Origin of the sequence: Metabacillus dongyingensis, from assembly GCF_019933155.2 — a bacterium.
Classification (GTDB): Bacteria; Bacillota; Bacilli; order Bacillales; family Bacillaceae; genus Bacillus_P; species Bacillus_P dongyingensis.
This window is the reverse complement of record NZ_CP082944.1, coordinates 2148756-2161717: the sequence shown is the minus strand read 5'-3', so window position 1 is coordinate 2161717 and position 12962 is coordinate 2148756. Positions and strand designations below refer to the sequence as shown.

Here is a 12962-nt window from a genome sequence, read left to right as displayed (position 1 = left end):
ATTTATTCAACCTCCAGCATTTTCTTATAACGAAGTGCAATGCGGTCACGTCTGCAATGTTCAGCTGTGACAATCGCACGAATACGTCCGCATGCAAGATCCACATGATCATTTTCAACGACGTAATCGTAAGCATCCATCATTTCAATTTCTTCTTTGGCAACTTTCATGCGATTATTGATGATATCCTGTGTTTCTGTTCCGCGGGTGACGATGCGGTTTTTTAGCTCGCTTAAGCTTGGCGGCATAAGGAAGATGAATAACCCTTCCGGAAATGCCTTTCGAACCTGCAATGCTCCCTGAACTTCAATTTCAAGGAAAACATCTCTTCCTTCGCTTAACGTTTTCTCCACATAGTCAATCGGCGTACCATAGTAATTGCCCACGAATTCTGCCCATTCCAGTAAACGGTCTTCTTTAATTAATTGTTCGAATTCTTCTTTTGATTTAAAGAAATAATCAACTCCGTCAACTTCGCCTTCGCGCGGTTTGCGCGTCGTCATGCTGATGGAATATTGAAAATCTGTATCATTTTGTGAAAAGATAGCTTTTCGCACAGTACCTTTACCAACACCAGAAGGACCCGAAAGCACGATGAGTAATCCTCTTTCTTTCATATCCAGAACTTTCCCTACCCTTCATCTGTTAACTCGTCTTTATTTGAAAGCCTGTGGGCAACCGTTTCGGGCTGAACCGCAGATAGTATAATATGGTCACTGTCCATAATCACGACCGCTCTCGTTCTGCGCCCGTATGTTGCATCAATAAGCATGGCGCGGTCACGGGCGTCTTGAATGATCCTTTTAATCGGAGCTGATTCAGGACTTACAATGGAAATAATGCGATTGGCTGAGACGATATTGCCAAAGCCGATATTAATTAACTTAATACTCATCTATTCGCTCCCCCTAGTAAACGACAAAACTATTTTTGCCCTAAATGGCCCATTATAAACGATTTAACTGCTAATTATTCAATATTTTGGACTTGCTCTTTTAATCTTTCTATGACGCTTTTCAGTTCTACTGAACATTTGGATATATCCTTGTCATTTGCTTTAGAGCCAATCGTGTTCGCTTCTCTGTTCAGCTCCTGAACAAGGAAATCCAGCTTTCTTCCAATTGATTCTTCTTTTTGCATCGTTTCACGGAATTGTGAGAGATGGCTTCTGATTCTCGTAATCTCTTCTGCAATGTCCGCTCTGTCAGCAAAAAGGGCAGCCTCTGTTATGATTCTGCTTTCATCCATTGTGCCTTCAGAAAGTTCAGCCATCTTTTTTTCCAGCCTATGTTTGTAGCGGATCACGACCTGAGGGGCATATTTTTCAATATCAGAAACATATGACTCCAAAATCGACAGCTGCTTCAGCAAATCGCTTTTCAGATGTGCACCTTCTGCCTTTCTCATTTCTTTCAGCTTTAATGCCGCATCCTGCACAGCCGCAAAGATCATAGATTGTATTTCTTCATTACTATTTTCCTGTTCTCCGACTGTAATAACATTTTCCAGCTTAAGGAGATCAGTCAGCTGCAATCCATTATGTAAATCATACCGGTTTCCTATCTCCGCAGCTGCCTGAACATATTGATCAAGCAGGTTCCAATCAACTTCGATAAACCGGTCTGCCAATGATTCGCCTTCAATTGTTATGTATAATTCAACGCGTCCTCTATAAATGATAGAAGAGATCACTTTTTTGATTTTATCCTCAATGGACATCAATTGTCTAGGCATTCTTACGTTAATTTCAAAAAAACGGTGATTAACCGATTTCATTTCGGCTGTAATGGTCAGTTTATCATTCCCAATTGATGAACGCCCATATCCTGTCATGCTGCAAACCATTTATTTCACATCCAATTCTTTGATCATATCATAAGAAATGCTCCTTGTTTCTGTCCCAAAAAGAGCTTCTAACAAAAGAAAAGGTAATAGACTCAGCTATTACCTTTCGAATTATAGCATATTTTAACTTTTTTTTCTTGTTAAAAGTGACCCTGCCAGCAAAAAAGTTGGTATGGCTGATAATCCAAGCACCAAGAGCCAGTCGCGAGCCATGATTGGCACTGTATGGAATATCGGCTGCATCGGGGCGTAGTAGATCACTGCCAGCATCAGCAGCACGGATGAAATAACCGCTCCGACCAGGTAGAGGTTCTCAAACGGATTTCTTAAAAATACTGAACGTTCGCTTCTGCAGTCAAACACATGAATCAATTGAGCCATGACCAATGTTGCAAACGCAATCGTCTGGGCATAAATTAAATTGTCAGGATCTCTGTGATAGACAATCATAAAGGCTGCAAGGGTCACGATTCCGATCAAGAAACCTCTCGAAATGACTTTCCATCCAAGGCCCCGTGCAAATACCCCTTCTTTATGATGCCTCGGCTTCCTCTGCATTAAATCTCCTTCTGGCTGATCTAAACCGAGAGCCATCGCAGGCAGACCATCTGTCACAAGATTGACCCAAAGGATCTGGATCGGAACAAGGGGCAGGGGAAGCGCGAGCAGCATGGCAAAAAGCATAACCAGAATTTCTCCAACATTTGAAGCGAGCAGATATCTGATAAACTTTCTTATGTTTTCATAGATATTTCGGCCTTCTTTAATAGCAAGCTTGATCGTTGCAAAGTTATCATCCACTAAAATAAGTGCAGATGCTTCCTTTGCTACATCTGTTCCTGTTATCCCCATTGAAATGCCTATGTCAGCAGCTTTTATGGCAGGTGCATCGTTTACTCCGTCACCTGTCATGGCAACAATGTGCCCTCTGCTTTGAAGCGCTTTTACTATTTTCAGCTTATGTTCCGGCGATACCCTTGCGAACACATAAATATCATCTACAATCTGCACAAGCTCTTCATTTGGCATAGCTGACAGAGCTGCTCCATCTATTACTTTTCCATTCGCCGGCAAGAGATCCAGCTGTTTAGCTATGGCTCTGGCAGTATTGACATGGTCACCAGTGATCATCACCGTTTTTATTCCAGCCTGTCTGCATTCCTTCACCGCTTGTTTCACTTCAGGACGAGGAGGATCGATCATTCCCTGCAGCCCTAAGAAAACCAGATTCTTTTCAGCTTCATGCTGATGATAAATGGCCTGGGCAGAGACAGGCTTAAAGGCAACAGCAATGGTCCTTAATGCTTGAGATGCCAGATTGTCGATTGCTTCATTTATTTTTGTTTCATATTTTGCAGACATATAGTGCTGTTTTTCGTCCCACAGCACATAATCTAATTTCTGAAGCAAAATATCCGGAGCACCTTTTGTGACAACAAAGCGCTTTCCGTTTTTATCCTCGATAATGACGCTCATCATCTTCCGGATTGAGTCAAACGGAAATTCTTCTATAATTTTAAATTGCTTTGACAGCGCTTCTTTAGAGAGTCCTGCTTTCATTGCCGCAACAACAAGTGCTCCTTCTGTTGGGTCACCGTCCAGAATGTAGTCATCATCTTTTTCATAAATGTTTGCTGTATTGCAAAGCATGCCAAATGTGAGAATTTGCTGAAGGGATTTATTGTCCTTGACCAAAACCTTTTGTTCATTCACGAAGAATTCGCCTTTAGGCTGATATCCTGTTCCGCTCAACTGCCAGGTGCGTCCGCCTGACCAAATATGAGTAACGGTCATCTTATTTTGTGTCATCGTCCCGGTCTTATCTGAACATATAACGGATGCACAGCCAAGTGTTTCAACAGCGGGCAGCTTTCTGACAATCGACCTTTGTTTGATCATCCTCTGAACACCGAGAGACAAAGCAACGGTTACGATGGCAGGAAGTCCTTCCGGAATTGCAGCCACTGCAAGAGACACACCTGCAAGAAACATATCATATAGCTCATGACCTTGAATCACTCCGACAGCGACTACTAAAAAAGTTAACGCAAGGGCCACAACAATTAAGATTTTCCCGAGCTGCTCAAGTCTTCTCTGAAGCGGTGTTTCCAAGGTCTCAGCAGATTGAAGCAAGTCGGCAATCTGACCCATCGCAGTATTCATGCCCGTTGCAACAACAACGCCAACGCCATTGCCGCGTGTTACTAAAGTTCCCATGAAGGCCATATTGGTTAAATCCCCAATACCCGCATGACCATCTGACAAAGCATTCGTAAATTTAGAAACAGGAAGCGACTCTCCTGTTAAAGCCGATTCTTCTATCTCAAGGCTTTTTGCTTCGATTAAGCGAAGATCCGCGCCAATTCTGTCCCCGCTCGTAAATTTCACAATATCTCCAGGTACTAGATCCTTCGATTGAATTCTTGTCCATTCGCCTTCTCTGAGAGCCTGTACTTGAGGCGCTGACATCTCTTTTAATGCTTCAAGTGATTTTTCTGCACGCCGTTCCTGAAAAAAACCAAGTATTCCATTAATTAAAACGATGGCAATGATTGCAATGGCATCAATATATTCGCCAAGCAGACCCGAGATCAGTGTTGCCGCTAACAAAACAAGCACCATAAAATCTTTAAACTGCTCCAGAAATAATAAAAATGCTGAAGGTTTTTCAGCTTCCTTAAGTTCATTGAAACCGTGATGCTTCACTCTTTTTTGAACATCTTTTTCAGATAATCCGTTTTCTCTGCTTGTATTAATTGACTGAAGTACTTCTTCCGGTCCAATTTCATGCCATTTCATGAATTTTTTTTACACCTCTCAATACGTGGAATAGTAGGACAATCTCTTATAATGTCAATTTATTCAGCCCTGTCCAAAAAAATGCTATAATAATTTGAATGTGGAGATTTGATCCAACTTACCTATAGAAAAGGGTGCTTGCGATGTCATTTGATGGCATGTTTACATATGCAATAACTGAAGAATTGAAAAATGAACTGGCAAATGGAAGAATCTCAAAGATCCATCAGCCATATAAAAATGAACTGATATTTGTCATCCGGGCAAATGGGGGAAATCACCGTCTCCTGTTCTCAGCTCATCCAAGCTATGCAAGAATTCATTTAACAACTGAAAGCTATGAAAATCCGAGTGAACCTCCTATGTTCTGCATGCTGCTCAGAAAGCATCTCGAAGGCGGGGTCATTGAAAGAATCGGCCAAATTGAATTAGAACGGATTCTTTACTTTGATGTAAAGAGCAGAAATGAAATTGGCGACGTCACTAATAAACGCCTGATCATTGAAATAATGGGAAGACACAGCAACATTATTCTAATAGACCGTGACCGCAATATGATCCTCGACAGCATTAAGCACATATCACCTGCTGTAAATCGGCACAGGACCATTATGCCTGGTCAGGAATATGTTCTGCCTCCTGAACAGAATAAACTGAACCCTTTTGAAGCAACAGAAGAAACCATTCTGCGCAAAGTTGATTTTAATTCAGGGAAAATAGATCAGCAGCTTATGCAGCAGTTCGCCGGAATATCTCCCCTGTTTGCAAAAGAGATTCTCTTTAGAGCAGGACTTGCCAGCCGGACCAGCTTGCCTGAATCATTTCTGAATCTCGTTTCAGACATCAAGAATAGTGAAATTTCGGCAACTATGATTGAAACCGATGAAAAAGAATACTTTTATATCCTGCCGCTTACTCACTTAAATGGGACCAGCAAGGTGTTCCCAACGATTTCAGAGATGCTCGACCGCTATTATTATGGAAAAGCAGCCCGTGACCGGGTAAAGCAGCAGGGAAATGACCTTGAACGTTTTGTTCAAAATGAACTGAAGAAAAATAAAACAAAAATAAAGAAACTGCAAGCCACGTTAAAGGATGCTGAAAAAGCAGAGAAATACAAGCTGCGCGGCGAGCTGATTACAGCAAATATGTATGCAATAAAACGCGGGGATAAAATGTCAGAGGTCATAAACTATTATAACGGGGAAATGGTCAGTATTACCTTGAACCCGCAAAAGACACCATCTGAAAATGCACAGGCTTATTTTCAAAAGTACAACAAGGCGAAAAAATCAGTTGCATTTGTTGAAGAACAAATCAGCCTGGCTGAAAATGAAATCCACTATTTTGAAAACGTGTTTCAGCAAATTGAATCCGCTTCTCCAAAGGACATCGAAGAGATTAGAGAAGAACTGATGGAAGGCGGCTATTTAAAGAAGAAACAAGTGAAGGGAAATAAAAAGAACAAACCTGCAAAAATTGTTCTTGAAAAATATACTGCAAGCGATGGCACTGAAATACTTGTCGGAAAAAACAACAAGCAAAACGATTATTTAACAAACAAAACAGCTGCACGGGATGATATTTGGCTGCATACAAAAGACATACCTGGCTCTCATGTTGTCATCCGCAGCCAGGAACCAAGTGAGGAAACGATACTAGAGGCGGCCAATCTTGCAGCCTATTTCAGCAAAGCAAAAGGCTCAAGCTCTGTCCCGGTTGACTTCACAAAAATCCGGCATGTCAAAAAACCAAACGGATCCAAACCAGGTTTTGTGATTTATGACAATCAGCAAACCGTCTATGTGACGCCTGATCCGGATTTGGTGATAAAATTAAGAAAAGCATAGACACTTTATGAGTCCATGCTTTTTTTGAAGTTAATAGTAAGAATAAAAATTTGCGCATTCATGTCCAGCGCAAGAGACTAACTCCTCGGCCAGAACGAATCCGCCAAAAAAGTCAGAACCGGACTTTTTCAGCGGATTGTTATCTGTCTGTCGGAGCTGACCAAGGCCCTTGCGCTTTTCTGACAAGCTGCTTCAGAAGCCTTTGCTTTTCATCCTGATGAAGATCTGAGGCTTTAATTTTTTTCCGTTCATTAAAAAGATCTTCCAAGCGGTCAAAGAACACGTCATCAAATTGATTAAATAATTGCCCGGATAGATCTTTTGCAAGTGATGGGCTTGCCCCATCCGTGGACACAGCAAGCGTTAATCTACCACGCTGATGAAACGAAGGAACCTGAACATTTCCAAGCTCTGACTCACCAGCAAGATTGACAAGCTGATGTTCTCCCGCCTCCCTTGCTACCCAGGCATTTACTTCCTTGCTGTCAGTTGCTGCAACAATTAAAAACGCATCATTGAAATCTTCTTTATCTGCTTCTTTTTGTTTCCATTCAAGTTGTGATTGAGCATGGAGAAAGCTGATTTCATCAATCACATGCGGACTGATCACCTTTATTTTTGCACCCTGCTTTAAAAATACAGACAGTCTTCTGTAAGCGATTTTTCCGCCTCCAATGATGACGACCAGCCGATTTTTGACGTCAATCATTAATGGCAGCATCGCATTTGTCTCCATATCTAAAAGTATAAATAGAATCATGATTATCAATTGCAGACTGCACTCTTTCGGTAAAAACTTCTTCAACTTCAGAGTCGTAGCCTAAATACCGGCAAAGCTTGATTTTTTCATGGCCAAGCTTATTTACTTTAGTCTGAATTTCCCTCATAAGCAGCCCTGTAAACAATAAATAGGGCACTAGAAAAATCGTTTTCTCTTTGAGAAGCGACAGATTTAAAAGCATCTCATCAAGACTCGGTTCAGCAGCAGTCAGAAAGCAGATTTCCACATTGCTGACACCGGATTTACTCTTGACCAGCCTGCTTATGGCAGTCAAATCTCTTACTACGTCGTGGTCTGAGCTGCCCCGTCCAATCAGGACAATGATTGAGTCAGAATCTGGCCTGCCTTGTTCATGCACTCTGTTCACGATGCTTTTAGCCATCTTTTGGTGCACACCTATAGGCATACCATATGTAATGGCAGCTTCCGGATAGTTTTCTGCAGCCTTTTTCACTTCCAGAGGAATGTCCTCTTTCGCATGTACAGCAGTAAGCAATAACAGAGGAACAACAGCAACGTGTGTGGCGCCTTGCTTGATGCAAGAGGCGAACCCTTCTTCAATAGAAGGTTCCGCCAGCTCAAGAAAGCAGATTTCCTGAATATCGGCATGAATATGCATTTGAGTTTTCTCGATAAAAGCAATGGCCTCATCACACGCTTCTTTCACACGGCTGCCATGGCACACATATAAAACGGCTTGTTTCATTTTTATAACGCCTCGCTGATAGGAGCTGAAGTCTGTAAGTTCTCTTCAAACCACTTAATTTTCTCGCGGTAGCGTACAACTTCTCCGATAATGATCATGCTTGGATTTTTTATATTCTGTTCACGGACAACTTCAAGGATATCTTCAAGTGTGCCTGTAACTGTTTTTTGAACTTCAGTCGTTCCCCAATGGACCAGAGCAACGGGTGTGTCTTTGCTTTTCCCATTTTTCAGAAGCTGTTCCTGAATATACGGAAGGTTGCTGACGCCCATATAAATCGCTAATGTATCTATGCCTTTTGAGAGGCTTGCCCACTTCTCGTCTTCTTTTGCATCATTTTTGAGATGTCCTGTGACAAAAGCAACGCTTGCACTTACATCCCTGTGCGTGACAGGAATTCCTGCATATGCGGCAGCTGCTATGCCCGAGGTGATGCCAGGTACGATTTCAAACGGAATCTTCTGCTTTGCAAGTGCTTCTGCTTCCTCAGCACCGCGTCCGAATACAAATGGGTCTCCCCCTTTTAAACGGGTTACGATCTTGCCGCTTTTCGCATAACGGATTAAGAAGTGATGAATCGTTTCCTGCTTCATTAAATGATAGTCGGGAAGCTTGCCGCAATATATGAGATCTGCTTCCTTTTTGGCATAGGAAAGCAATTCTTTATTAACCAGGCGATCATACAAAATAACATCTGCCTGCTGGATGCATTTGATGGCTTTTAACGTGATCAGTTCAGGATCACCTGGGCCTGCTCCAACTAAATAGACCTTTCCCATGTTCTGACTCTCCTAACTAACTTGTAATTGACCGCATGTTCATTTGAGGACAATTAACTGAAATGATGTATTGCTGTTCTTATAGAATAATATATCAATAAATTCAAACTTTTTGAGAATTTTTTTCTTTGATCTTCAGCTCATAAACGTAAGCTTTTAGATTAAACCCTTTTCTATTAAAGTTTTCGTCAATTGTTTAACACATTCTTCTATTGAATATTTTTCTGTATCCAGGACAATTTCCGGATTCGCAGGCTCTTCGTATGGTGCGCTGATGCCTGTAAAATGTTTGATTTCTTCGTTTCTCGCTTTTTTATAAAGCCCTTTGGGATCGCGTTTTTCGCATTCTTCAATCGAACATTTAATATAGACTTCGAGGAATTCATCCTTTTCAACCAATTTTCTGACAAGGTCACGATCAGCACGGTAAGGGGATATAAAAGCTGTTAAGACGATTTGCCCGCTTTCAACAAACAGTTTCGAAACCTCTCCAATTCGTCTGATATTTTCCTTGCGGTCGGTCTCATTAAAGCCAAGATCCTGATTGAGGCCGTGCCTCACATTATCACCATCCAGGACAAACGCCTGAGCGCCGCGGTCAAATAAAGTCCTAGCAAAAGCGTTCGCAACAGAAGATTTACCGGATGCTGATAAACCTGTAAACCAGAGAATAAAGCTCTGGTGCTTATTTTTATCTCGTCTTTCTTGTTTTGAAATAGAGGATTGGTGCCATACAATATTGCTGCTCATAGATGTTTCTCCCTTCTTATGATACGTTTTCTTTTTTAAGTCCGTTTATTAGAACTTCAATAACTTCCGGGCGGCTGAAAGTGCTAGGAGGAACCTCGCCGTTCCGGAGCATTTGCCTTACCTTTGTTCCTGATAGAATAACATGTGCCGAGCTGTCATGAGGACATGTTTTCGTTGTCGCCATTCCTTCGCATTTGCTGCAGTAGAAGCTGTGATCGAATTTCAGCGGCTTGATTCCAAGCTCCTGCTCCTCAAATTGATCAAAGATTTTCTGAGCATCATAGGTTCCGTAGTAATCACCAACACCTGCATGATCTCTGCCAACAATAAAATGGGTGCAACCGTAATTCTTCCGGACAATGGCATGAAAGATCGCTTCTCTTGGGCCTGCATATCTCATTGCTGCAGGAAAGACGCCGAGCTCAACCCGTTCTTCCGGATAATAGTTTCTTAGAAGTACCTCATAGCTCTCCATTCTGATGGATGCTGAAATGTCATCAGATTTGGTTTCACCTACAAGCGGATTTAAGAATAATCCATCCACTGTTTCAAGGGCTGATTTCTGAATATATTCATGTGCTCTATGCACGGGGTTTCTTGTCTGGAATCCAACGACAGTTTTCCAGCCTTTGCTTTTGAAAATTTCACGCGTTTCAATTGGATCAAACGTGTATTGCTTAAATGGCTTTTCAGGTCTCTTTAAAAGAGTAATTTTACCGCCTACATAGACGTCTTCCCGTTCGTGCATTTTTTTCACGCCAGGGTGAGCGATGTCTGCCGTTCCATATACATTAATGGCTTCATGTGCTTTGTCAGGCTCATAAACATCTTCAACCTGTATCAGGCCATATACCTCGCCTTTGTAAATCAGTCTCGCTTTTTCGCCGACTAGTAATTTATCAGCCGTTCCCTTTGAAACAGGCAGTGTAATCGGTATACTCCAGACAGTCCCTGAAGCAAGTCTCATATCATTTACGACCTGCTCATAATCTTTTTGTGAAAGAAATCCTTCGAGCGGGCTATATGCTCCAATTCCGATTAATTCCAAATCACTTAATGCCATGGCATCGATTTCAATTTCTGCAGAAATTTCCTGATATTTTTCCTCGGGGTTATATGATTGAATTAGTAATCCTCCGTGCGGCTGTAAACTCATTTTTTTATTTTCCTCCTAAACATACCCTTTAAAATTGGTTTGAATGCTAAATGCCTCCGCCTTCTTCATGCACTGCACGCTTTTCCTCTTTTATGGCCTTCATTAAGCTGAGGGCTCCTAAGGTTGCAAGCATGACACTGACTAGAACGACGATTGAATAAATATCACTTTCTAAAAATAATTTGACTAAGAAATAAGAAATGGCCAGTGAAAACAGAGGAGAAACAATCCATATCCGGATAATCTTCTTCACGATATGCTTATGTAATATTTCACTTCCGTTTTTCGCCATTCCAAGACCGATAATCGCTGATGAAGTAATCTGAGTAAGCGGAACCGGCAATCCGAAAATAGAACTGACAATAACGAGACCGGCACCGGTCCCTGAGATTAAAATTCCTTCAGGCTTTGAATAGCTGGTAATCTTCTTACCGTTTGTTTCAAGTACTTTCTTTCCAAGGAAAATGGCTCCGAGCGCTACAAATGCGCCTCCTATCCATATTCCTTTTGAAACGGAAATCAAGCCTGCTCCCACCAGAGGTCCGACTGCATTGGCCACATTGTTCATACCTGCAGAGAAGGCTTCCATAAATCCTGCAAAAATCAGAATGACGGTAAGCAGGGGACGATCTTGCAAGATCCCTTTTCTCTGCAGACTATACAGACCTTTGCCGAATATCCAGGCTAAACCGAAAGCTGCAACAGGAACGATTACCCAAAACAGCATAATAACAAGCAATGAATTGACAAACAGCACTTGATACGCAATACCTACTCCAACTACAGAACCAACTGTAACCTCGCTCGTAGAAAGCGGAATGCCAAGCAAGTTAGCAACAAACAGGGAGCTTGTAGCGGAAATAATGATGATCAGGACAATTTTCACGTTAATAATATCCTGCGGGATAATGCCGCCGCTGATCGTCTTTACAACTTCTCCGCCTCCGAGCACCGCTCCTGCAAACACCCCTGCGGCACATATTAAGAGGGCATGCCGCGCCTTTGGGACTGCACCTGACCCATAAGCCACACCCATTGAGGCAGCAGCACCGCTTGCCCCTATATTCATTGCAAAAAAGAAACTGATGGCGAGAGCCGCTAATTCAAGCAACGCACCTGCTCCTTATCCATGTAATCCGCATTCTGTTTTACCCTGCCCGCTCCATCTTCCGGAACGCAAATCATCGGCATTAAATGCAGGTGCTGTGCAGTGAGAACAGCCGATGCTCGGATAGCCCCTGTCATGCAGGGGGTTATATGGCAAATCGTTTTTGTGTACGTACCGCCACACATCTTTCCAAGTCCAGTGAATCAACGGACATATTTTTACCGACTGAAATTTATCATCGCGGTTAATGAATTGAACATGTTTCCTTGTTTCTGACTGCTCTCTGCGCAGCCCTGAGATCCAGGCTTCTGATTCCGATAACGTCTCGTCAAGAGGCTGAAGCTTTCTGATTTGGCAGCATTTATTTGGATTTGTTTCCCAAAGTTTATCGCCGTATTCTGCTGCCTGCTCATCAAGTGTGAGAGCCGGTTTCTTCATCACAATATTCAGCTGCGGATATTTTTCCCGCACTCGGTCAATCGTTTCATAGGTTTCTTTAAAATGTACGTCCGTATCAAGAAAAACAATCGTTGCATCCGGCTCTACTTTTGAAATTAAATCTACAAGCACAATGCCTTCTATTCCAAAGCTGCATGCATAAACAATCTCTTTGCCATAATAACCATAGCTCCACTTTAAAACGTTTAATGCGCCTTTATAAGTGTCATCAACTTCAAAATCTGTGGCTGGCTCCCGCCAAGTTTCATACGTTAGCATGTATATTCTTCCCCTCTATCAGCCAGGTCCCGTTAAAAAAAAGACATTTTAACAGAATGACGGAACCCGTTCATTGTTAAAATGCCTCTAGTTTTTCTAGTCAGCACATTATTTAATTCTTACTTTTTCGTTCTTCTCAAGCTGAATTACTTTGCCGTCCTGAACAACCAATGTGACAGAACCATAATTCATCGTTTTCAGCATTTCCCGCAATCTTTCGATGACGATTTCAAGATGTTCTTCCTTTCCCACTGCAGTCCCCCATTTCATTTCTTATCCGCTTTTTCCTTCCGAGAAATTTACCGCAATTTAAGAAAGAAAAAAAGCCTTCCAACTTGAAAGACTGTTCAGGTAGATGTACCTTATCTTTCAAAATGGGTTTACATTTTGCTGGATTTAGCACCTTGCAGAATGCAGGTTGCCGGGCTTCGCAGGGCCAGATCCCTTCGCCTCTCTGGATAAGTTTATTAT

At 42.1% G+C, this 12962-nt stretch carries 13 protein-coding genes and 1 riboswitch; of the genes, 1 reads left to right on the top strand and 12 read right to left on the bottom strand.

Annotated features, from left to right (window positions below):
- Positions 1-2: 2 nt before the first annotated feature.
- From gmk to K8L98_RS10670, 4 genes are all read right to left on the bottom strand, one after another.
- Positions 3-617 carry a guanylate kinase gene (gmk, locus tag K8L98_RS10685; RefSeq protein WP_070879123.1) on the bottom strand — a complete coding sequence of 205 codons (615 nt, stop codon included), beginning with the start codon at positions 615-617 and terminating at the stop codon, positions 3-5.
- 14 nt (positions 618-631) lie between these two features.
- On the bottom strand, positions 632-895 hold the full coding sequence (gene remA, locus K8L98_RS10680; RefSeq protein ID WP_029281439.1) for an extracellular matrix/biofilm regulator RemA: 264 nt from the start codon (positions 893-895) through the stop codon (positions 632-634).
- 74 nt (positions 896-969) lie between these two features.
- Positions 970-1845: a YicC/YloC family endoribonuclease gene (locus K8L98_RS10675; RefSeq protein WP_223442191.1), complete on the bottom strand. Its 876-nt coding sequence runs from the start codon at positions 1843-1845 to the stop codon at positions 970-972.
- Positions 1846-1968: 123 nt separating this feature from the next.
- Complete coding sequence (locus K8L98_RS10670) at positions 1969-4644, bottom strand: calcium-translocating P-type ATPase, SERCA-type (protein ID WP_223442188.1); 2676 nt, start codon at positions 4642-4644, stop codon at positions 1969-1971.
- Positions 4645-4787: 143 nt separating this feature from the next.
- On the opposite strand from K8L98_RS10670, the gene K8L98_RS10665 reads away from it, so the two are divergent.
- Positions 4788-6494, top strand: a complete 1707-nt coding sequence (locus K8L98_RS10665; RefSeq protein WP_223442186.1) for an Rqc2 family fibronectin-binding protein — start codon at positions 4788-4790, stop codon at positions 6492-6494.
- A gap of 139 nt (positions 6495-6633) precedes the next feature.
- Here the strand turns inward: K8L98_RS10665 and K8L98_RS10660 are convergent, their stop codons facing one another.
- The 8 genes from K8L98_RS10660 to K8L98_RS10625 form a co-directional block, all read right to left on the bottom strand.
- Positions 6634-7215 (bottom strand): NAD(P)-dependent oxidoreductase, encoded by a 582-nt coding sequence (locus tag K8L98_RS10660; RefSeq protein WP_223442184.1) that lies wholly within the window; start codon positions 7213-7215, stop codon positions 6634-6636.
- Positions 7196-7981: a sirohydrochlorin chelatase gene (locus tag K8L98_RS10655; protein WP_223442181.1), complete on the bottom strand. Its 786-nt coding sequence runs from the start codon at positions 7979-7981 to the stop codon at positions 7196-7198. Before K8L98_RS10655 ends, K8L98_RS10660 begins: the two co-directional genes overlap by 20 nt.
- A gap of 2 nt (positions 7982-7983) precedes the next feature.
- Positions 7984-8760 (bottom strand): uroporphyrinogen-III C-methyltransferase, encoded by a 777-nt coding sequence (cobA, locus tag K8L98_RS10650; protein WP_223442179.1) that lies wholly within the window; start codon positions 8758-8760, stop codon positions 7984-7986.
- A gap of 156 nt (positions 8761-8916) precedes the next feature.
- Positions 8917-9510 carry an adenylyl-sulfate kinase gene (cysC, locus tag K8L98_RS10645; RefSeq protein ID WP_223442177.1) on the bottom strand — a complete coding sequence of 198 codons (594 nt, stop codon included), beginning with the start codon at positions 9508-9510 and terminating at the stop codon, positions 8917-8919.
- Positions 9511-9526: 16 nt separating this feature from the next.
- A complete protein-coding gene (sat, locus tag K8L98_RS10640; RefSeq protein ID WP_223442174.1) occupies positions 9527-10666 on the bottom strand; it encodes a sulfate adenylyltransferase in 1140 nt (379 codons plus the stop codon).
- Between the two features lie 46 nt (positions 10667-10712).
- Entirely contained in the window at positions 10713-11735 is a 1023-nt protein-coding gene (locus tag K8L98_RS10635; RefSeq protein WP_223443329.1) for a sulfate permease, read from the bottom strand.
- Between the two features lie 54 nt (positions 11736-11789).
- On the bottom strand, positions 11790-12491 hold the full coding sequence (locus tag K8L98_RS10630; protein ID WP_223442172.1) for a phosphoadenylyl-sulfate reductase: 702 nt from the start codon (positions 12489-12491) through the stop codon (positions 11790-11792).
- A 108-nt stretch (positions 12492-12599) separates the two neighbouring features.
- On the bottom strand, positions 12600-12743 hold the full coding sequence (locus K8L98_RS10625; protein ID WP_223442170.1) for a YezD family protein: 144 nt from the start codon (positions 12741-12743) through the stop codon (positions 12600-12602).
- A gap of 107 nt (positions 12744-12850) precedes the next feature.
- Positions 12851-12956: riboswitch (SAM riboswitch) on the bottom strand.
- Between the last annotated feature and the right edge of the window lie 6 nt (positions 12957-12962).

Bases quoted from the DNA above. Each gene is read 5' to 3' on its own strand.
- K8L98_RS10655 (WP_223442181.1), bottom strand. From the start codon at position 7,981: ATGAAACAAGCCGTTTTATATGTGTGCCATGGCAGCCGTGTGAAAGAA.
- gmk (WP_070879123.1), bottom strand. From the start codon at position 617: ATGAAAGAAAGAGGATTACTCATCGTGCTTTCGGGTCCTTCTGGTGTT.
- sat (WP_223442174.1), bottom strand. From the start codon at position 10,666: ATGAGTTTACAGCCGCACGGAGGATTACTAATTCAATCATATAACCCC.
- K8L98_RS10670 (WP_223442188.1), bottom strand. From the start codon at position 4,644: ATGAAATGGCATGAAATTGGACCGGAAGAAGTACTTCAGTCAATTAAT.
- K8L98_RS10665 (WP_223442186.1), top strand. From the start codon at position 4,788: ATGTCATTTGATGGCATGTTTACATATGCAATAACTGAAGAATTGAAA.
- K8L98_RS10660 (WP_223442184.1), bottom strand. From the start codon at position 7,215: ATGCTGCCATTAATGATTGACGTCAAAAATCGGCTGGTCGTCATCATT.
- cysC (WP_223442177.1), bottom strand. From the start codon at position 9,510: ATGAGCAGCAATATTGTATGGCACCAATCCTCTATTTCAAAACAAGAA.
- remA (WP_029281439.1), bottom strand. From the start codon at position 895: ATGAGTATTAAGTTAATTAATATCGGCTTTGGCAATATCGTCTCAGCC.
- cobA (WP_223442179.1), bottom strand. From the start codon at position 8,760: ATGGGAAAGGTCTATTTAGTTGGAGCAGGCCCAGGTGATCCTGAACTG.
- K8L98_RS10635 (WP_223443329.1), bottom strand. From the start codon at position 11,735: ATGAATATAGGGGCAAGCGGTGCTGCTGCCTCAATGGGTGTGGCTTAT.
- K8L98_RS10675 (WP_223442191.1), bottom strand. From the start codon at position 1,845: ATGGTTTGCAGCATGACAGGATATGGGCGTTCATCAATTGGGAATGAT.
- K8L98_RS10630 (WP_223442172.1), bottom strand. From the start codon at position 12,491: ATGCTAACGTATGAAACTTGGCGGGAGCCAGCCACAGATTTTGAAGTT.